20 protein-coding genes and 1 riboswitch are annotated in these 19,099 nt (G+C 46.9%); of the genes, 13 read left to right on the top strand and 7 right to left on the bottom strand.

The window, feature by feature from the left end; translation table 11 throughout:
• Positions 1 to 339: 339 nt before the first annotated feature.
• Both P5G61_RS25735 and P5G61_RS25730 read right to left on the bottom strand, forming a co-directional pair.
• Positions 340 to 1,473: an SMP-30/gluconolactonase/LRE family protein gene (locus P5G61_RS25735; protein ID WP_301249054.1), complete on the bottom strand. Its 1,134-nt coding sequence runs from the start codon at positions 1,471 to 1,473 to the stop codon at positions 340 to 342.
• 11 nt (positions 1,474 to 1,484) lie between these two features.
• Positions 1,485 to 2,273 carry an SDR family NAD(P)-dependent oxidoreductase gene (locus P5G61_RS25730; RefSeq protein WP_301249053.1) on the bottom strand — a complete coding sequence of 263 codons (789 nt, stop codon included), beginning with the start codon at positions 2,271 to 2,273 and terminating at the stop codon, positions 1,485 to 1,487.
• Positions 2,274 to 2,517: 244 nt separating this feature from the next.
• On the opposite strand from P5G61_RS25730, the gene P5G61_RS25725 reads away from it, so the two are divergent.
• The 5 genes from P5G61_RS25725 (at position 2,518) to P5G61_RS25705 (ending at position 6,680) form a co-directional block, all read left to right on the top strand.
• Positions 2,518 to 3,195 (top strand): TetR/AcrR family transcriptional regulator, encoded by a 678-nt coding sequence (locus tag P5G61_RS25725; RefSeq protein WP_301249051.1) that lies wholly within the window; start codon positions 2,518 to 2,520, stop codon positions 3,193 to 3,195.
• A gap of 29 nt (positions 3,196 to 3,224) precedes the next feature.
• Positions 3,225 to 3,392 carry a hypothetical protein gene (locus tag P5G61_RS25720; RefSeq protein WP_301249050.1) on the top strand — a complete coding sequence of 56 codons (168 nt, stop codon included), beginning with the start codon at positions 3,225 to 3,227 and terminating at the stop codon, positions 3,390 to 3,392.
• Positions 3,393 to 3,746: 354 nt separating this feature from the next.
• The gene (locus P5G61_RS25715) at positions 3,747 to 4,496 is read left to right on the top strand and encodes a Cof-type HAD-IIB family hydrolase (protein ID WP_285078475.1); all 750 of its coding nucleotides are present in this window, start codon (positions 3,747 to 3,749) and stop codon (positions 4,494 to 4,496) included.
• Positions 4,497 to 4,499: 3 nt separating this feature from the next.
• On the top strand, positions 4,500 to 4,991 hold the full coding sequence (locus tag P5G61_RS25710; RefSeq protein WP_488199305.1) for a DUF456 domain-containing protein: 492 nt from the start codon (positions 4,500 to 4,502) through the stop codon (positions 4,989 to 4,991).
• Positions 4,992 to 5,051: 60 nt separating this feature from the next.
• Positions 5,052 to 6,680, top strand: coding sequence for a putative polysaccharide biosynthesis protein (locus tag P5G61_RS25705; RefSeq protein ID WP_301249048.1), 1,629 nt, complete (start codon positions 5,052 to 5,054; stop codon positions 6,678 to 6,680).
• A gap of 132 nt (positions 6,681 to 6,812) precedes the next feature.
• Here P5G61_RS25705 and P5G61_RS25700 read toward each other — a convergent pair whose 3' ends face one another.
• Positions 6,813 to 8,093, bottom strand: coding sequence for a DUF2515 family protein (locus P5G61_RS25700; protein ID WP_301249046.1), 1,281 nt, complete (start codon positions 8,091 to 8,093; stop codon positions 6,813 to 6,815).
• A 141-nt stretch (positions 8,094 to 8,234) separates the two neighbouring features.
• On the opposite strand from P5G61_RS25700, the gene P5G61_RS25695 reads away from it, so the two are divergent.
• The 6 genes from P5G61_RS25695 to P5G61_RS25670 all read left to right on the top strand — a co-directional run bounded on the left by P5G61_RS25695 (position 8,235) and on the right by P5G61_RS25670 (position 13,765).
• Positions 8,235 to 8,579, top strand: a complete 345-nt coding sequence (locus tag P5G61_RS25695) for a thioredoxin family protein (RefSeq protein WP_301249044.1) — start codon at positions 8,235 to 8,237, stop codon at positions 8,577 to 8,579.
• 283 nt (positions 8,580 to 8,862) lie between these two features.
• The gene (locus P5G61_RS25690; RefSeq protein ID WP_256984611.1) at positions 8,863 to 9,813 is read left to right on the top strand and encodes a COX15/CtaA family protein; all 951 of its coding nucleotides are present in this window, start codon (positions 8,863 to 8,865) and stop codon (positions 9,811 to 9,813) included.
• A gap of 216 nt (positions 9,814 to 10,029) precedes the next feature.
• Complete coding sequence (locus tag P5G61_RS25685; protein WP_301249043.1) at positions 10,030 to 10,758, top strand: Cthe_2314 family HEPN domain-containing protein; 729 nt, start codon at positions 10,030 to 10,032, stop codon at positions 10,756 to 10,758.
• Between the two features lie 127 nt (positions 10,759 to 10,885).
• Positions 10,886 to 11,028: riboswitch (SAM riboswitch) on the top strand.
• A 126-nt stretch (positions 11,029 to 11,154) separates the two neighbouring features.
• The gene (locus tag P5G61_RS25680; protein WP_301249042.1) at positions 11,155 to 12,189 is read left to right on the top strand and encodes a methionine ABC transporter ATP-binding protein; all 1,035 of its coding nucleotides are present in this window, start codon (positions 11,155 to 11,157) and stop codon (positions 12,187 to 12,189) included.
• On the top strand, positions 12,190 to 12,849 hold the full coding sequence (locus tag P5G61_RS25675; RefSeq protein ID WP_024631237.1) for a methionine ABC transporter permease: 660 nt from the start codon (positions 12,190 to 12,192) through the stop codon (positions 12,847 to 12,849).
• Positions 12,850 to 12,928: 79 nt separating this feature from the next.
• The gene (locus tag P5G61_RS25670) at positions 12,929 to 13,765 is read left to right on the top strand and encodes a MetQ/NlpA family ABC transporter substrate-binding protein (RefSeq protein ID WP_301249040.1); all 837 of its coding nucleotides are present in this window, start codon (positions 12,929 to 12,931) and stop codon (positions 13,763 to 13,765) included.
• A gap of 238 nt (positions 13,766 to 14,003) precedes the next feature.
• Here the strand turns inward: P5G61_RS25670 and P5G61_RS25665 are convergent, their stop codons facing one another.
• The gene (locus P5G61_RS25665; protein WP_301249039.1) at positions 14,004 to 14,870 is read right to left on the bottom strand and encodes a DUF2167 domain-containing protein; all 867 of its coding nucleotides are present in this window, start codon (positions 14,868 to 14,870) and stop codon (positions 14,004 to 14,006) included.
• A gap of 319 nt (positions 14,871 to 15,189) precedes the next feature.
• Between P5G61_RS25665 and P5G61_RS25660 the strand changes: the two genes are divergently transcribed.
• Entirely contained in the window at positions 15,190 to 15,981 is a 792-nt protein-coding gene (locus tag P5G61_RS25660; protein ID WP_301249038.1) for an SDR family oxidoreductase, read from the top strand.
• Positions 15,982 to 16,112: 131 nt separating this feature from the next.
• Here P5G61_RS25660 and P5G61_RS25655 read toward each other — a convergent pair whose 3' ends face one another.
• The gene (locus tag P5G61_RS25655; RefSeq protein WP_024632664.1) at positions 16,113 to 16,358 is read right to left on the bottom strand and encodes a NifU family protein; all 246 of its coding nucleotides are present in this window, start codon (positions 16,356 to 16,358) and stop codon (positions 16,113 to 16,115) included.
• An 80-nt stretch (positions 16,359 to 16,438) separates the two neighbouring features.
• Here P5G61_RS25655 and P5G61_RS25650 point away from each other — a divergent pair, with 80 nt between their 5' ends.
• On the top strand, positions 16,439 to 16,693 hold the full coding sequence (locus P5G61_RS25650) for a YuzB family protein (protein ID WP_053783252.1): 255 nt from the start codon (positions 16,439 to 16,441) through the stop codon (positions 16,691 to 16,693).
• On the opposite strand, the gene P5G61_RS25645 is transcribed toward P5G61_RS25650, so the two are convergent.
• Together P5G61_RS25645 and mqnE are read right to left on the bottom strand one after the other, a co-directional pair.
• Positions 16,690 to 17,751, bottom strand: a complete 1,062-nt coding sequence (locus P5G61_RS25645; RefSeq protein WP_301249037.1) for an NAD(P)/FAD-dependent oxidoreductase — start codon at positions 17,749 to 17,751, stop codon at positions 16,690 to 16,692. The two genes, P5G61_RS25650 and P5G61_RS25645, sit on opposite strands and share 4 nt — an antisense overlap.
• Before the next feature lie 218 nt (positions 17,752 to 17,969).
• Positions 17,970 to 19,076 carry an aminofutalosine synthase MqnE gene (mqnE, locus tag P5G61_RS25640; RefSeq protein WP_301249036.1) on the bottom strand — a complete coding sequence of 369 codons (1,107 nt, stop codon included), beginning with the start codon at positions 19,074 to 19,076 and terminating at the stop codon, positions 17,970 to 17,972.
• Positions 19,077 to 19,099 lie beyond the last annotated feature (23 nt).

Here is a 19,099-nt window from a genome sequence, read left to right as displayed (position 1 = left end):
GCATTGGTCGAAAAAAGTATAACATGAAAAGAAAACTCATCCAACCTGAAATGCTTGACAAACATTAGCTGGTTTTTAATTGGACTGTAAACTAAGAAACAGCTATTAAACCAATAAATAAGCGAGCTTTTGATACACAGACCGATACATTTATAAAGGTTAACTAATGTATCAATAGAAAAATTCCGTTCTCCACGGTCTTCTGACCTTATGTATGCATCATCCAGATTGGATAGTTCCGCTAATTGTTGTTGTGTTAAATAGCAGCCCCTCCTGCCGGAGTGAGCTGCTATTGGGTTGCCTAAAGGTGGCAATGAGGTAGATGAATATAACCAATCCTTACGGTTTCAAAAGCACCCGATGAACCCCTTGGCTTCCTCCCGGTGCGGTTCCGAGATATAAATATCTCCCTTGGCTTACGGCCGTGGTGATGCCATACAATGTTCCCTCAGGATCGTGCCAGCTATTCACAAGCTCTCCTTCTGGTCCATATTCTGCGACAAGTCCATGTTTCACCGGAGCGCTGGCTCCATTTAACAAGGACTGTGGAACTTTGGACATCGTCGCTGCTAACCAAGGATGACTATGCATGTAATCGGCAAAAGACAGACGGGTTGTGAATACCCCCACCCAGAAGTGTCCCTGTGCGTCACGGGTGATATTGTCCGGAAACCCAGCCAGATTCTCCGCAAAAATATCAGAGGTGCCTTGTTTGGGTCCCTTCAGCCAGTACCGGGTCAACTGATAATGATACGATTCGGCTACAAGCACGAAATCTTCTTCGGCAGACAATACGACCCCATTAGCAAAATATAAATCCTTAAGCAGAACAGTCGTCTGCTTGGTCAGCGGATCATATTTTAACAATCGTCCATGCGGTTTGTTCTCGGCAATTTCTTTGAACATGACCTTGCCATAGTTAGATGTATCGGAGAAATAAATCGATCCGTCTTGCGCAATGTCCAGCTCGTTCGCCAGGTAGATCGGCCCTCCATCCACTTCAGTGGTGAGTACTTCGATATTTCCTTTCGGGTCAACTGACAGAAGCCCTTTCTGAATATCCGCCACAATCAAATTCCCGGCAGCATCAAATTTCAGTCCGTTAGGTGTTCCGTGGGTATCGGCGAATACCTCGGCTGGCTGCGCCTTTCCCTCCGCGTCAAAGGCCACTCTGTAAATTTTGCCGTCGGAGTCACCCGTATACAGCCGCCCTTCTGTATCGAAAGTGATAAATTCCGGGAACTTCGCGCGGTCTGTAACCAGTTCTGGGGAGCTAAGTTTGTTGTTCTCTTTCCAGGGACCATCCTTCTCAAAAGAAGGGGCGGCAGGTGCAGACCAAGCAGCAGGTTCTACCGGGGCGGGCATCAGCAGAAATACAGCGATTCCCAGCATAATGACCCCGAGCAGGGCCAGGCTCCATCTACGAATTTGTTGACCAGTGGATCGTTTGCGTTGTTTTTGTTCTGTTGACATTATTATTCCTCCTAATATTGTTTGCGGGGGCGAAGCATGCCCCCAACCAGCTGCAGACTTTGTCTACGGGTCATGAATCGGGAAATCTGGGCACCCAGGTAATTCCGGAGTCCCGGAACAACGTACTGTTTCCCTTTTGCCATAGTGCGCAGTGTAACTGCCACTACACGTTCCGGTGAGTCCTTCGCGCCGACAGAGGCGTCCCCCGTGCCAACCACGTTGAAGAAATTCGTCTCCGTCGAGCCTGGGCACAGGGCGAAAAATTGTACGCCACGGTCACGATTCTCCCACCAAAGGGCATCGGTAAAGGACAAGACAAAAGCTTTGGTTGCCCCATAGACGGCCATATAAGGCAGGGGCTGAAAGCCTGCGGTAGACGAAACATTGATCACAGCGCCTGCCCCTCTTTGGAGCATCCCTGGGAGGAATAAATGAGTCATATCCACTACAGCGGCGACATTGAGCATCACCTCTTCATGCTGGCGCTCGCCCGAGACTTGCTCAAACAGACCGTGGGTGGCAAAACCCGCATTGTTAACCAACAGATCAACGTTCAGATTGAGCTGCTGGCACTTCTGATACAGCTCTCCAGCAGCACCTTCGATGGATAGATCCTTGGGAATAACCCGGCACTGAATTCTATAGCTTTGTGTCAATTCGGCTGCGAGCGTATCGAGTCTGCTTTTGGATCTGGCTACAAGCACTAAATGACTTCCTTCCTTTGCCAATTGTCTTGCAAATTGTTCGCCGATTCCCGAAGAGGCCCCGGTGATTAGCGACCATTTCCCTTTAATATTCATGATTTTCGCCCTTTTTGTGACAATGTTTTCAATTAGAAACAGTGTTGCCGAAATCTCAAAAAAATATGTCTTAAAGCCGTTTCGGTAACGTTGTTTCCTATGAGAATCATAGTAATCAAAAAGATACACGTGTGTCAAACGTTTTTTTTCAGCGTGATGGCTTCATTGACAACCTTTCTGCAAATGGTTAGAATGCCTGTTAGAAGCCGGTAACTCTGTTGCTGGTCAGTAACATGATAACCGAATGAAGGTGATCCTTATCCGTAATGAAGACAAGCCCTCACCATCCAAGGGGAGGGGATTAAAAACATATCAGGAAGCCCGTCTGCAAAATACGGAAAATCTCCGTAAGCTTGTGGTTGATGCGGCTGCAGCCATTCTGCAGGAAGAAGGGCCAGAAGCCGTCACTGTGCGCAGAGTATCGCAAAAGATGGGCTGCTCCACCAAGATCATTTACAATTTGTTTGTCAATAAAGAAGGTCTGGCCCAGCAGCTGTATCTGGAGGGCTGCAAATTGCTGGCCCGGCGTTTTGAGGAAGTGCCGCTGTCCTCTGACCTATTGCAGCATTTGCTGGATTTGGGCGAAGCCTTCTGGCAGTTCGGGCAGGATTATACCAGCTATTACAAGCTGATGTTCGGAGGGGCTTTTGCCGAGTTCAAGCCGGATGCAGAGAGTATGCAGGGAACGATGACCGCCATAAGCCGTTTGCAGATTCTAATCAGCAACGCCCAGCAGCAAGGACAGATTTCGGACCAGGAAGAGACCGGGACTCTTGTTAGCACGATATGGGCATCGCTGCACGGTGTAATCCACCTGTATATGGGCGGGTTCCTTGCTGATGTCAATGCAGCCCATACCGTATACAAACAAACAATGGATTTGATGTCCCAATCCTTATTTGCAGTATCCAAGCCAGACTGAGGAGCGGACAGGGGATAATTGCATTAATCATGGCTGCGGGGTATTCGACCCGTCTCTATCCGTTAACCAAAGTTTACGCCGAAGTCGCTGCTGCCGGGTTCAAGGAGCCGTACCATTCTGGATCTGCTGATGGGCCGTCTGGAGGTGCTGGAGGAAATTGCGGAGATGCGGGATTGGCTGGGGAACAGGCAGAGTGACAAAGATTAAGCTAAAAGCGGTTCATCCTGTAGGGGGTGGACCGTTTTTTGTTTAGAAAATTATACAATACAAAAAATGTGCTGTGTCGAGTGTGGAATGCTGAAGCCTGTGCTTGAGTTTATAGTATCCGAGTGTTCGTATGAACTGAAGGCCGGAGAATTCCCAGAGTTGTTCTGTCCGGGTGTGAAGGTTCATCCACATTGCGGGTCACTTTGTTGCTGGTCAACGATCTGTGGTAAAATATCGTTAGCTGTGACGTCCGGAGCATCCGCCTACGCGGATGCCGGGCGATCTTTTTGTGAGAGTTTGTTGGATAGGAAGAAGTAGAGAGACAACTGAGGAGGAAATACAACATGAGTGAACTAAAATACAAATTGCTTGCACTCGATATGGATGGAACACTGCTTAACGATAATCATGAAATCACACAGGAAACCGCCAAATGGATTCAGATCGCCATTCGCCGGGGAGTGCATGTGTGCCTTTCAACAGGAAGAGCCGTGTTTCATGCGATGCCTTATGCGGTACAGCTTGGGCTGGAGACCCCGATGATTACTGTTAATGGCAGTGAAGTATGGAAAGCTCCGCATGATCTGCATATGCGCCATCTGATGGACCCGGCATTGATCCGCAAAATGCAGGAGATTGGCGAAAAATATAATAGCTGGTACTGGGCATACTCCGTGGAAGAGCTGTTCAACCGTGATCGCTGGACAGACAATATCGAAGGTCTGGAATGGTTGAAATTCGGATTCAATACCGAAGTGGATGAAGTCCGTCATCAAATTATGATGGAGCTGCAACAGATGGGTGGCCTGCAAATGACGAACTCCTCACCTGTTAATATTGAGATTAACCCTGGTGGTGTATCCAAAGCGAGCGGTGTAGCTGAAGTCTGCAAGCTGCTGGGCATAGAGATGTCCGAAGTGGTCGCTGTTGGAGACAGCTTGAATGACCTGGCCGTCATTGAAGCTGTGGGTCTTGGTGTTGCCATGGGCAATGCGCAGGAGCAGGTGAAGGAAGCGGCGGACCTGATCGTAGCGAGCAATAACGAAGATGGCATTGTCGAAGTCATCCGTGAACATATTTTGAAGGGGGAATAACCTTTGCTCGCAACCGTTGGCTGGATTTTGATTGTACTGCTGTTTGCGGTGGGGATGGCCGGAACGGTATATCCGATACTGCCTGGTGCTGTAGCGATTTTCTTCGCGTTTCTGGTCTATGGCTGGTTCTTCAGCTTTGATCCGTTCGGTGTGTGGTTCTGGATCATCCAGATTTTGATCGTAGTGGTGCTGTTCGTGGCTGATTATGTTGTCAGTGCCTGGGGCGTGAAGAAATTCGGCGGCTCCAAATTATCGACGACTCTCAGTACGATTGGTGTTATCATTGGCCCATTTGTCATTCCGGCGTTCGGCCTGGTACTGGGGCCATTTATCGGTGCTTTTATCGGGGAACTGATCGGAGGGTCTTCACCTGCCAAAGCGTCCAAAGTCGGATTTGGTTCTGTGGTGGGGCTGTTTACAAGTACCGTGATGAAAATTATTTTGCAAATCGTCATGATTGTTCTGTTTATTATCTGGGTGGTAAGATTCGCATAGACGTTCAATAGCGGCTTCAACTGGATGCACGTCGTTGTGGGGGAAAGAAGGGGAATTGGCTTGTCTAAGAAGGAAACATTCATTAGAGGTACGCTCATTTTGGCGGCAGCTGCACTGATCGCGAGGGTACTCGGATTGGTTCAACGGGTGCCGCTGGAGCATATCCTCGGCGATATCGGTAACGCATCGTTTACCATCTCCAATACGGTATATTTAATGCTGTTAACTGTAGCTACAGCGGGTATACCAAGCACGCTTAGCAAAATGGTGTCGGAACGTTATGCGCTGGGACGCGCAAGTGAAGCACAACAAATCTACCGTGCAGCCCTGATCTTTGCGGCTGTGGCCGGGGTAGTCATGTCTGCTTTATTGTGGTTCGCGGCACCTTATTATGCGACGTACGTAGCCAAAGTACCGGAATCCGTGAGCGCCATTCGAGCCTTGGCTCCAGCTCTGCTGCTCTTTCCAGCCATCGCCATGATGCGTGGATATTTCCAGGGTCGCGGCAACATGACGGCAGGCGGCATTTCACAGATTGTGGAACAGTTTGCACGCGTAGGTACAGCAATCATCGTGGCGTTTGTTATGCTGCAATGGAATTACGATGATCAAACGATTGCTGCAGGGGCTTCATTCGGGGGTGTATTCGGAAGCATCGGTGCGTTTGGAGTCATGCTGTACTTCACCTTGAAGCTTCGCAAAAATGACCGTGCAGCGCAATTGAATTACGAGCGTGTAGAGCAACTGCCTATGAGGGGCATCTACAGTGATATATTCAAACTTTCGATTCCAATTGTATTATCTTCACTGGCTGTGCCGGCAATTAACTTTATCGATTCATCGCTGGTAGTTCCGCTGCTTAGCGGTCGGATTGGACTGGAAGAAGCGACAGGTGTACTTGCGATCCTCGGTGCCAAGGCCCAAAGTATCGCAGGTATTCCTCCAATTCTGGCTATCGCTCTGAGTCAATCGCTTGTGCCAGTCATTTCGGCAGCTTTTGCACGCAAGGATGAGGTTCATCTGAAAAATCAGGTGACGCTTGCTTTGCGCATTTCGATTCTGACAGGAATGCCAATCGTTATCGCGCTGTGTGCGGCTGCATATTCCGTTAACGGGTTGCTGTTCACCAGTCCAGACGGGACACCCATCATTACATTGCTGACGTTCGGTACCATTTTCCAAATTACAATGATGACCACCAACTCCATTTTGCTTGGTGTGGGCAAACCACGGATTACCATGATCAGTGTGGCAGCAGGTATCGTGGTCAAACTTGTAGCGAGCCTGATTCTGGCTCCGATCTTTGGCATCTACGGGATCATTATTGCGACCGCATTGTGTTTCCTGGTTATTACGTACCTGAACCTGCGGGTGCTTCGGAAAATTGTTGATTTCTCGATCATGGGTGATCGCTGGAAAGGATTCATCATTACCGTACTGCTTGCGGCGGGTGTTGGTTTTGCGGCCAACTGGGCAGGGAACTCCATCTTTGATTTATTCCTGCCAACACGTGTATCTTTCCTCGTTACCTGTCTGTTTGTCGGTGCGCTTGTGGTTGTTGTGTATCTGGTACTCATGGTCGTTCTGCGTGTGCTTCGTAAAGACGAGCTGGGCAGTTACCCTCGTATTTTGCAAAAGATACTTCGTCCGCTCATGCGTCTACAGCGCGGAGCCGGGCAACGTGGATAACTATCAGCACACAATTCACAACTTCGTTATCTGTTTGAAATAAGTACAAGCTCTGTCTGCTATCATAGCGGACAGGGCTTTTTTTGTAATGAGGTATTCCATAGAAACGGGAAGCGTCGACATCGAATTGTTTTAATGCGTCAAGGTTTGGGCATCATGGGCCAATGCGGTTTTTAGCATGCCATACCGATGTTCATGACTCATCTCGAACAGCCATGGGCGGCGCGGGGCAGTGAGATGACCGAGACAATCGCGATTTTGCAGCCAATCCTGCCTTGTTATCGGTTCGTACGGGGTATCACCCCATACGGCTAACAGTTCAGGACTGTATAACCGTTGTCCTTCCGGCAGCCATTCCTGATCCAACAGCTCCTGGCTATAGAGCTCAGCTTCTCCGGCTTCATCTTCATGTGCGGTGAACAGACCCGGCCAATATTCAGCACGTGAACCATGGTGAGGAACCGAGCGCGCAAACTCCAGCACCTGTGTGAAAACTTGTTCGACTCCAAACAGCATCGCATATAAGCCTTTACCAAACATAATTCGCTCATCCAGCTTGCCAAAATGTTCAATTACCCGGCCTGCCAGACCCTTTTCACGTCCTAGTGGGAAAACGATATGATTCAACCCGGCCAGGTTATGCAGATGAAATGAGGGTTTGGAGAGCACTTCTTTTTGAAAATAAGGATGCTGCACCACCCGGCTCTCGATATAGTTCTGCTCATTAATAATTAACGCCACACTCAGCAGCGAGCTGCATCGCTCCAGCCAAAATCGTTCCCAGAACGGTGTCATGAACGCCGATACATGAAAATGGGACAACAAATGAAAACAGCTCCGGCCGATCCGGCGGCTGTTCATATACAACAGAAGCTGGGGATACGCATCCTGAAAAATGAGTGCATTACAACGCTCCAGCAATCGGTACATGTGTTCACGGTCGGTTTGATTTTGCAGATTGTGCATAAGATCACTCTGAAGATCGGTCATATGATACCCGCCGTTGCGGGACACCATATGGGCAAGCAGGGCCCAATGCAGCTCTGGATACTGTTCATAACATTCCAGATATGCTGCTGTGCGAGTAATGTTACTGCGGTTGTTTTCCTGCGTTAATGTTTTGATCTCTTCCAGAATAATGCAGTCCTCTTCACAAACCAGTGCGCTAAGCGTATTTCGGGCAAAAGCACTTTCGTTTCCAGGCAGCAGGCGCTCCACCTCAGCTTGTAAGGTTGCAGCCATATTGGAGTCCCAATCCATATCACGCAAGGGATGACGAAGCAGTGTAGAGGCCTGCCAAGCCGCCTGTTTACCCCGCCACACTTCCCGGGCCGCACCTGGGATGGATCGGACCATCTGCAATATTGAACCGTGATGGGCAGACTCGGAGGCATTCGTTTTAATGGAAGTCATGACATGACATCCTTTCCTGATCATCTGTATACTGCTTGTTTTTAATGCTGTTGATTTAAGTATGCGCTGAATATTTGACTTCCACTCCGCAATTTGCTTCACTTAGAGAATAAGACAAGGTATAGAAAGGAAGATGCTGTGATGGAAAAGATAACATCCAAACCGGAATTCGATGTGGCGATCCAATCTCCGCGTTTAACTGTTGCCGTATTTAAGGCGGATTGGTGTGGTGATTGCAAGTTCATCGATCCCTTTATGCCTGAAGTTGAGGAAAAGTTTGCACGTGAGCTGACTTTGGTTGAGGTCGATGTGGATCAGGTGGGGACAGTGAGCGAAGAGCAAAATATCCTTGGCATTCCAAGCTTTGTAGCGTACACGGATGGCCGGGAACTCGTTCGATATGTGAACAAACTGCGCAAGTCGAGAGAAGAAATTGAGCAATTCCTGCAGCGTGCAGTTGAGGTATATAACACAATCCATAAATAAAGCATGACAGGTTCACCTTGTTAAAGGTTATAATTAAAGGAACGCCATTTCTCTTGAAATAGGGAAGTGGCGTTTGTATTTTTAACATTTTTCGGGGAAGCTAATGATGTACATAGGTCCTAATAAATGGCGGGTCAACTTTTCGACAGACGTTAACATTTTGTCACAAAGCGCGGCGTCAATGACACATTTATCCGGTATAATGAATTTAGTTGTGAAATAAGTGTCAAAGTATCGAATCAAGCGGAGGATGTAGTTCTTCGCCATCTTAAACCAACAGCGGGTGAGAAAAAAATTGAAGCACTTAACCTTGTTTAAATGGTTAACCGTATTAACTTGTCTTGTCATGTTTCTGGCTACATTTGGCGGAGGCGTAGTAACCCGAACGGAATCAGGCCTCGGCTGTGGCGCAGAATGGCCTTTATGTAACGGAAAACTTGTGCCTGCGCACACTGTTGCCTCACTTATTGAATTTTCCCATCGCGCTGTAAGCGCACTGGCAGGGCTATTGTCCATAGCCTCTTTTGTAGCATTTTTGCGGTTTGGCAAATCACGCCGTGACCTGCAATTATTTTCATTGTTAACGCTGATATTTGTTATCGTCCAGGGAATTATGGGGGCCTTTGCCGTCGTTTTCTCCCAATCTTCCGCAGTCATGGCACTGCATTTCGGCTTTGCACTGATCGCCTTTGCCAGCTCCTTGATGATGGCGCTTGGTATTCGGCAGGAGGTTCGCCACGGTGGATTGGAACGACTCAATCGATATCCGCGGGTCAGTAAAGGTTTTCGTAATCTGGTGTGGTTCTCCACGATCTATACGTATCTCGTGGTATATACTGGGGCATTCGTGAGCCATACGGATTCGGCAGGAGGCTGTTCCGGCTTTCCGCTCTGTAACGGACAGATTATTCCTGAGCTCTCGGGAGGCGTGGCGGTTGCTTTCGCTCACCGGGTAGCGGCTGTTTCATTAGTAATTGTCATTGCAATCCTCGGTCATTTTGCGTATCGCAAACATCCTGATAACACAGAGCTAAGAGCGTTAGGTGTCATTTCGGTTGTGCTGGTTCTGTTGCAAGTGGTCATTGGTTTTGGACTGATGCTTACAATGAATCGCCCGGAAGTGTACATGTTCGTGGCGCTGGCGCATATGCTCGATATTGCCATTTTATTCGGTGTACTAACCTATATGAGTTTCCTGGTGTACAAGTTGCATCGGCCCGTTAACCGGTTCTAATATATCCGAATTATTGTAGTTCAGGGGATGAATCCAGTGAAGTTCACCATCCGATGATGTACATCATTGGACAGGTGAACTTTGTTTGATGTGAGGCGTGTCAGGGCACCCTATTGTAAGCAGCGGTCATACGTTTACTCTGATTTCCGATTTTGTTTAAATATGATGAATTATGATTATTTTGATGATCTGATGAGTGGAAAGAGGAGGCTATATATGCTGCGAACGTTGCTGGGTGAAAAGCCGCGTAAAAACGAAGGGATACTGAAGGATGCAATAGAGGCAATGGCGGACACGCTTGAGTTATTTCAGCGACAGATGCATGTGGACCATGATCCAACCCATGATTATCGTAAACTGTATGTGTGGACCCAGGGACTCATCTCCTCGTTGGATGAACTGGAGCAAAGTTGTTTTGCTGCTTCCCATTTTCGTCAGAAAGTCAAAGCGGGCTCTACGGATGATATGACGTTACCCGAAAAAGCGGAGTATGCCCGTTATGTCTACTTCTATAAGGATGGCTTCATCCGATGTTTTGCCATTCTGGATAAGTTAGGTACAGTGTTGAATGAAATATTTGAGCTGAATACGACCAATGTTAAAACCCATTTTTCTTATTTTACCGTATTAAGACAGTTCGGATATGACAAGCTGCATCATGATCTTGCCAACGAACTGATCCAGATCAAAGACTCTTACCGTGAGCCAATGAGCAAATTGCGCAAACGAAGAAACATGGAGATTCATTACATGAACTCCGAAATGCAGGATGATCTGTGGCAGCTGCACCAGACTTTGCAAGGGAAAGTGAAGCTGGAGGATCTGGATCAGCATCTTTTGGAACTCCGCCAGGGTGTGGATATGGTATGTGAGACGTTAAAAGCAGCCTATGGCTACATCAACAAGAAGTGGCATAAGCAAGGAATAACTCCATCCGGAAAGTAATTAGTTTGAAATATTTCCCTTTGACAAATCGGAATACTTGGATTATACTGAGTTCCTGATCGACAGTTAGATGGAATTAACAATTATGACATTAATATTATAACTACTGAACTTATAAATTAAATATTTCTTATCGAGAGCGGCGGAGGGACAGGCCCGATGAAGCCCGGCAACCGATTTATAACTGCATGACAGCTGTGTCATTCTTTATAGATGTTAGGTGCTAATTCCTACAAAATGTGTGCAAGGCACAATTTTGGCAGATGAGAAGGTATAATCTTTCACGTGAAGAGCCCTTTTTGTTTCTGCAAAAGGGGCTCTTTTTTTGCATCGAAGGGGAGTTTTCCTTTCATTCGGGTAAAGATACATGTAAGCAGTGGGAAGGAGCAAGTAATTTTGATTGAATTAAAAGGTTTAACCAAGACGTACGGTAAAGGTTCAAAAAGTACGACGGCCTTATCGGATCTAAATTTGAATATCCGCAAGGGTGAAATATTCGGAGTTATCGGTCATTCCGGTGCAGGCAAGAGTACATTGATCCGTTGTATCAATTTGCTCGAACGCCCGACGGCCGGTGAGGTTTGGGTGGATGGAATCAATTTAACCAGTCTGGGCAAGACCGATTTGCAACAACAACGGCGTAAGATCGGCATGATTTTTCAACACTTTAATCTGTTATCCTCAGCTACGGTATATGACAATGTTGCTTTTCCTTTGAAGCTCGTCAATACACCCAAGGCTGCAATAGATCGCAAAGTGAAGGAAATGCTCGCATTGGTTGGATTAGAGGACCACAGCAATAAATACCCGGCTCAACTGTCAGGCGGACAGAAACAAAGGGTGGGTATTGCGAGAGCACTCGCGAGTGATCCGAACGTGCTGCTGTGTGATGAAGCCACATCTGCACTTGATCCCCAGACCACCGATTCGATTCTCAAGTTATTGCTGGATATCAATGAAAAGTACAACCTCACCATTGTTCTGATCACCCATGAGATGCACGTGATTCAGAATATCTGTGATCAGGTGGCGGTTATCCATCAGGGAGGCATCGTGGAGCAAGGTCCGGTGACGGAAGTATTCCTCAAGCCGCAGCATGCAATCACGCGTGACTTTATGATGCGGGACCATGAGGTGGGAATTGCATTGGAAGAGACTGCACTGGCGAGTGCAGATGTTTCATTGCAGACGGACGGATCTTCTAAGCTTGTGAAAATATCCTTCCTGGGCAATAAAACCTATGAGGCGATTTTGTCCAGAACGGTTCGCAAAACAGGAGTGGATTTCGCCATTTTGCAAGGCACCATTTCGACGATCAAACAAGTTCCTTATGGGCAGCTGACCGTTCGGTTTGAGGGACAGTCAGATGAGATTAACTTCACCATTCATGAGTTAATCGCCCAGGGACTTGATGTGGAGGTGCTTCGTTAAATGGATTTTTCAACAGTACGTTGGGAAGAAATCGGTAAGGCTTCAATTGAAACCCTGCAAATTCTGGGAGCATCGGGACTGTTCACGATCATCATTGGTTTGCCGCTGGGCGTATTGCTGTTCATGACAGCAAGGTCGGCTTCAATCAAGTCTCAAGTGGTGTACACTATACTATCGTTTATTGTAAACATTTTGCGCTCAGTGCCATTTATCATTCTGATTGTTGCACTCATTCCGTTCACGCGTTCACTGGTCGGCACAGCTACAGGCGTACTGGGTGTTATACCACCGCTCGTCATTGCCGCTGCTCCATACTTTGCCCGGTTGGTGGAAACTACACTGCGTGAAGTGGATCGAGGCGTCATCGAAGCGGCACAGGCGATGGGAGCTTCAACCGGACAGATTGTAAGGCGTGTGCTTCTGCCAGAGGCATTGCCGGGTCTGTTAGCCGGAATTACCATTACCATCGTTACCCTTGTCTCCTACACGGCGATGGCGGGAATGGTTGGTGGTGGAGGGCTGGGAACATTGGCAATAAATTATGGCTACTATCGATATCAGAATGAAATTATGATTATAGCTGTTGTATTTATGGTCATTCTGGTGCAAGTGCTTCAGATGGCTGGCGATCGTTTGGTTAAATGGTTCACCAGGAAATAACACATATATAGCATTTGCCTAATTCGGTATCGATTTGGTGCAAAATGCAAAAAAAATTATTGGAGAAGGGGTTTTACACATGAAAAAATGGTCTTTTGCTCTACTAAGCATGTTGCTGATTGCGGTTCTTGCGGCTTGCGGAAACAACAAGGATTCCGACAGCGGCGCTGACAATGCTGGAGGCGCACCGCGCACCGTCGAATTGAAAGTGGGAGCATCACCTACACCACATGCGGAAATTTTGGAAAGCATCAAGCCTGAACTCGAAGCACAAGGCATTCGCTTGCAAATCGTGACTTTCAATGATTATGTTCAACCGAACCAGCAGCTTGAAGATAAACAACTGGATGCGAACTTTTTCCAACACCAGCCTTACCTGGATACAGAGAACAAAGAACGTGGTTTCCACCTCGTTGCTGTAACACCTGTGCATGTTGAGCCATTTGCTGGCTACTCCAAAAAAATCAAATCATTGGATGAGCTGAAAGACGGCGCCAAAGTAGCAATTCCGAATGACCCGTCCAACGGTGGACGTGCACTGTTGTTGCTGGCCAAAGAAGGCTTGATTACGCTCAAAGATGACACCAATATCGTTTCAACGATTCAGGATATTACAGCCAATCCAAAAAACCTGGATATCATCGAGCTGGATGCAGCCATGATGCCTCGCCAATTGGATGAAGCAGACCTGGTCTTCATCAACGCCAACTACGCGCTGGAAGCCAATCTGAACCCGGAGAAGGATGCGCTGTTAATTGAGGACCTGCAGGGTAACCCATATGCAAACATCCTCGTATCCCGTGAAGATAACAAAGATGCAGATGCCATCCAAAAACTGGCTGCAGCCCTGCATTCCGAAGAGGTTAAAACATTCATCAAAGAACGTTATCAAGGTGCTGTAGAACCTGCGTTTTAAGTTAGATGATTAAGCTATATCCATAAAACAAAGTAAAGGGCCATGTATCTCTGAAAAGAGATGCATAGCCTTTTTTTATTGCTTTGCTTCTTAGGGTAGATCATTCCATTATAGTTATGTTTTTTTTGTCTCAGATTGCTGTCCAGAATTGCGATAATAGGATAATTCGTTCTGTTCAGCATACTGCTGTTCATCCGCATCTTGCAGATAGGCCTTCTCAGTGGGGGATAGCAAGGCTTCATCTTTCTTCGACGTTTTTATTTTGTATCTGTTCCAGGTCAATAGTCCAAGAACTAAGACGACGATAAAAGGCCACCCTATTTTTTAGCAGAACCAGTATGCTAAATTTTTGGCCCGCCGTATAACCAATTCCGCCAAGCAGAATGCTTTTGAGTCCCACGGTCGATGTTTTGTCAGTGGAAACATCATAATCTTCGTAAGTATAACCTGTGTTTATACTAAGTCTGTTAAGAACCATTTCTTCAAATGCAAGGCGACTCTGTTGAAAGTTGGCCGTTTCTGTGACAAGAATGGCGGTGATGTATCCTTCTCGTGTCAGGAGTTTTACGTTGTAATTGACCAAGGATTGCTGATATGCATCCTTGAAACCAAGAGAATAAATTAAACGATGCTTGCTACTCTCATACGTGGGTTCAATTTCCCACCCTGTTACGTACATTTTATCTTCAGGTGCTGCATTTCTATTTTCTTCTTCTGTGCCCCGAATATAACTGCTTAACAGTTCATTGGCATCCAGATTCTGCTCACTATCATCAATATGACCTGTTCTAACATACTCAAAAACTACATACAAGGAACCAAATTGACTATCGCTGTATAGACTTCCAATTTCATTACCATTAGGTTTTGCCCCCATGTTTAACATCGATCGTTGTGTATTGGCTTTGTCCAGAAAAGAATGATTTTCCTGTAATTCTAAAGTGGCCTTATCATCCAGGGATACGGATGTTGGTCCGTCGATCCAGTCATACTCATTGGGTGCTTTTTCGGTTTTGTTTGTTGCGGATACCTGTACTGCAAAAGAGAAAGTTAACAAACTTACTAATACAAGTGCAAGAATAAATCGTTTGTTTTTGTTTTTCATAGCGTGATCCTTTCGTGGTGGTTTGGAAAAGATGATATTCAATCTCAAATCTAATAATGAATTTATGTATTTGGAACTTTTTGTTTAAAAAATAAGGACCTAACGACAGTAACATAGGTGTTAAGTCTGATCAAGATATATTTGGTTTTAAAGTATTATGTTTCCTGTATATTTAATTTTGCCTGGAACCAGGATAGTATTTAGTCCTTAATTTACACTTTCTTGCAAATGGTACAGATTGGTGGGAAACGCGAGTTGTAGGGGGATGATAAATCTTTTATACTGGATGAGTGACTGCTCTTTGAAGAGGGGGATGAACGTGAAGGGAAAGATAGCCCTCATAACGGGAAGTGCCAAAGGTCTTGGTAAAATGACAGCTCTCAGTCTGGCGGACCAGGGGTGCCATATTGCCCTGAATTACGTCCATAGCCGTATGGAAGCTGAGGCTTTAGAGGCTGAGATCATAGCCAAGGGTGTGCGGTGTATTGCCGTCCAGGCCGATATTTCCAAGACAGAAGAGATCACGATGCTGGTTGCACAGGTCGAAGAGAAACTGGGCAGCATTGATATTCTGGTGAACAACGCCGGTCCGTTTGTCCGTGAACGTCGACTATTTGCCGAGTATTCGGAAGCTGAAGTTCAGATGCTTGTGCAAGGAAACCTGCTTGGACCGATGCTGCTGGATCAGCGTGTATTGCCGGAGATGCGGCGCAAGCAGTGGGGCAGAATTATACATTTTGGCTTCAGTCATGCGGGAGAAGCAAGATCATGGCCTCATCGAGCGGTGTATGCTGCGGCGAAGGTAGGTCTTGTTTCATTTACAAAGACACTTGCTGTGGAGGAAGCTCCTTACGGCATTACGGTTAATATGGTATGTCCGGGTGATATTCGCGGTGCCAACAAGGAAAAAACGATTGATGAGATGGCAGGAATTACCGACGAGGAAACCCCAAGAGGACGTCCCGGAAGTGGTGAAGATATTGCGCGAGTGATCACCTATCTGTGTCTCGATCATTCCGATTTTATAACAGGCAACATTATGGATGTATCTGGAGGACTTGATCCGATTCGTCCCAACATCCTGCGTGAGGATGGCGAAGTGCGGACTTAGGCGTGAATTGACATGCAAGGTGAAGAAAGAGCAGGGCCACGGGAAAAAACGACTTTCTTCATTGCACAAAAAAGAGCCCTCCGCTTCATGCGAAGCGAAAGGCTCTTGAGGTTTATTTCGTGAAGGATTGATTAGAATACTTGTACGACTTCTTCGACACCTTCAACTTCTTCAAGAAGGGCGCGTTCAATCCCGGCTTTTAAGGTAATGGTGGAGCTTGGGCAGCTGCCGCAGGCACCGACCAGTTTCAGCTTAATGATGCCGTCCTCCACGTCGACCAGTTCCACGTCACCGCCATCGCGTTGCAGGAACGGACGAAGTTTGTCAAGCACTTCAGATACCTCATCGTACATGGTGCTTTGTGCGTTTTCGCTCATTTTTTTCAACTCCTTTCCTCACTATATTATATTACAAATGGCCATAAAATAAAATGGTCAAACAAAGCAGGTGAACCTACATGAGACCGATTATTGAATTTTGTGCCAACAATATGCATTTTGGCACAGATGAAGTCATGGATCAACTGGAAGAAAATCCAGACTATGATGTGATAGAATACGGCTGCCTCAGCAACTGCGGCCAATGTTACATGACTCCATTTGCACTGGTGAATGGCGAGCTAGTCATCACTGACAAAGTAGAGGATTTATATAACGCCATCTTGGCCAAAATTGCTGAAGCCGATGCCTGGAGTGAGCTTGATCTCGATTAACCGAGATGACGCTTGGACATCCAGAGCACGCCGCTTTTTAAAATACGAGGCACACGTCCCATCATGGACGTTTTGCCCATCAGCCCAAACCCAGCCTTCTTGCCGAGTGCACCGAGTGTGCCACGAAGCTTGAGTGGCTGAGGATTGGGCTTTTCGCCTTTCCAGAGGGCATGCTGAATATGAGCGATTTGTTCGCCCTGTACTTCGGCAGCCTGACCGCTTGGTGCATAAGGTACGCTGGCGCAGTCACCTACAACATAGACATCCGTATATTCTGGAATTTGATAATATTCGTTCAGTACGACACGACCTTGTGGGTCCTTTGTCACATCGAGATCCTGTACAACTTTTACGGGCTGAATTCCGGCAGTCCAGACTACCGCATCCGTTAGAATTTCTTCATCCCGGTTGAAAATGGCATGTGGTTCAACACGTGAAATGGCGATATGTCCACGTGTCTCGACCTGGTGCTCGTTAAACCACTCATGAACATAAGCGGACAAACGCTGCGGGAAAGCGGATAATACACGTTCACCACGGTCCAGGATGCTGATGTTCAGATCCGGTCTGCTCTCACGAAGCTCGGCAGCCATCTCAACGCCGCTCAATCCACCGCCGACGATATGCACGTTACCATACGCTTTGACTTCGTTAAGACGAAGGTAGGTTTCCCGTGTTTTGCTGAAGCTTTGAATGGTACAGCTGTATTCCTCGGCTCCAGGCGTATTGTGGAATCGGTCTGTACATCCGAGTCCAATCACGAGCTTGTCATATTCCAGCGGGTCCTGGCCTTCAAATTCAATCTGACGCTGTTCCAGGTCAATCGAAGTTACTTCTCCGTAACGGTAAGTGACTTTGTCGCTCACTGGAAACTGGATGCGCAGGTCATAGTCGGATACGGTCCCTGCTGCGAGTGCGTAATATTCTGTCTTCAATCCTTGGAATGGGCTCCGGTCCACCAACACGATTTGTGTATCTGACGGGATTTTGCCTTCCAAAAGTTCTTTAATAATTGTGAGGCCACCATAGCCGCCTCCGAGAATGACGAAATTTTTCATGACTCGGCTTCCTTTCTGCATCAGTCCCGTGTGAACGGGGCTGTAACCTGTGGAGCAGCTATGCAATTACATAGCTGCTCCTTTTGTTTTTTATTTGAAATGATTGAAAATAGGAATTTAAAATTACGGATATGCTCCAGCAATTCGCACCCCTCCATTCCAAACGGCTCCCCGTGTAGCTTGAAAGTCGACTGCTGGAGTGATGCGCTTGTTACATGCTACTCGTACACTTGAATTTCATTGTAGAACGTATCGCGCTCCACAGGAATACGTCCAGCACCCTTAATTAACCATATAAGCTCTTTGCGGGTGAGACCTTCAGGCGTTAGTGCGCCTGCTGCATGACTAATCCGTTCGCGAACGATCGTGCCGTGTGCATCCGAAGCACCAAATCCAAGGGCGATTTGAGTCAGCTGTGGACCGATGTTGATGAAGTAGGCTTTGATATGATCGATGTTATCCAGCATCAGACGGCTGATCGCAATCGTTTTGAGATCCTCGTAAGCGGAGTTACGACGCATGATACTCGCGTTTTTGCTTTTCGGCTGCATGGATAGAGGGATAAAGACCATGAATCCGTTCGTCTCATCCTGAAGCTCGCGAATTTGTGCCATATGGTTTACACGGTCCTCATAGGACTCAATGGATCCATAAAGCATTGTAGTGTGCGTACGCATGCCCAGATTATGAGCAGTACGGTGCACTTCCAGATAGCGGTCAACGTTCGCTTTGTCCACACGCATTTTTTTACGGTATTCATCGGACAAAATCTCTGCGCCGCCGCCGGTCAGTGATTTCAGGCCTGCCTTTTGCAGCTCCTGTAACACTTCCTTGATGCTCAGTCCGCTGATACGAGTGAAGAAATCAATCTCGGCAGCCGTGTAGGCCTTCAACGTAACATCCGGATATTTTTCGTTTAAAGCACGCAAGGAATCGACATAATATTGAAAAGGAACATGGTTGTTATGTCCGCCTACAATATGGAACTCGCGTACACCTGGGTGAATATGCTGTTCTACGTAATCAATCATTTCCTGACCGGACAACGTGTAAGAACCATCTTCGCCCTGATCTTTGCGGAAGTTACAGAAAGCACAGTGGGCTTCGCATACGTTGGTAAAATAAAGGCTCATATTTTCAATAAAGTAAACTTTCTTGCCATTCTTACGCAGGTTGACCTCATTGGCCAGTTGGCCCAAAGTCAGCAAATCATCCGATTCATACAGATAAACGCCATCTTCTACGCTCAGCCTTACGCCGTTCTGTACTTTCTCAACGATTTCAGCCATTCTTTTGTCTGTGAACGGTGTTACCAATGTAGACATGTTGTATCCTCCTGTTCTTAACC

The sequence above is a fragment of the Paenibacillus vandeheii genome (assembly GCF_030433635.1).
GTDB classification, from domain to species: Bacteria; Bacillota; Bacilli; order Paenibacillales; family Paenibacillaceae; genus Paenibacillus; species Paenibacillus vandeheii.
This window is presented reverse-complemented; position numbering and strand designations above follow the sequence as displayed.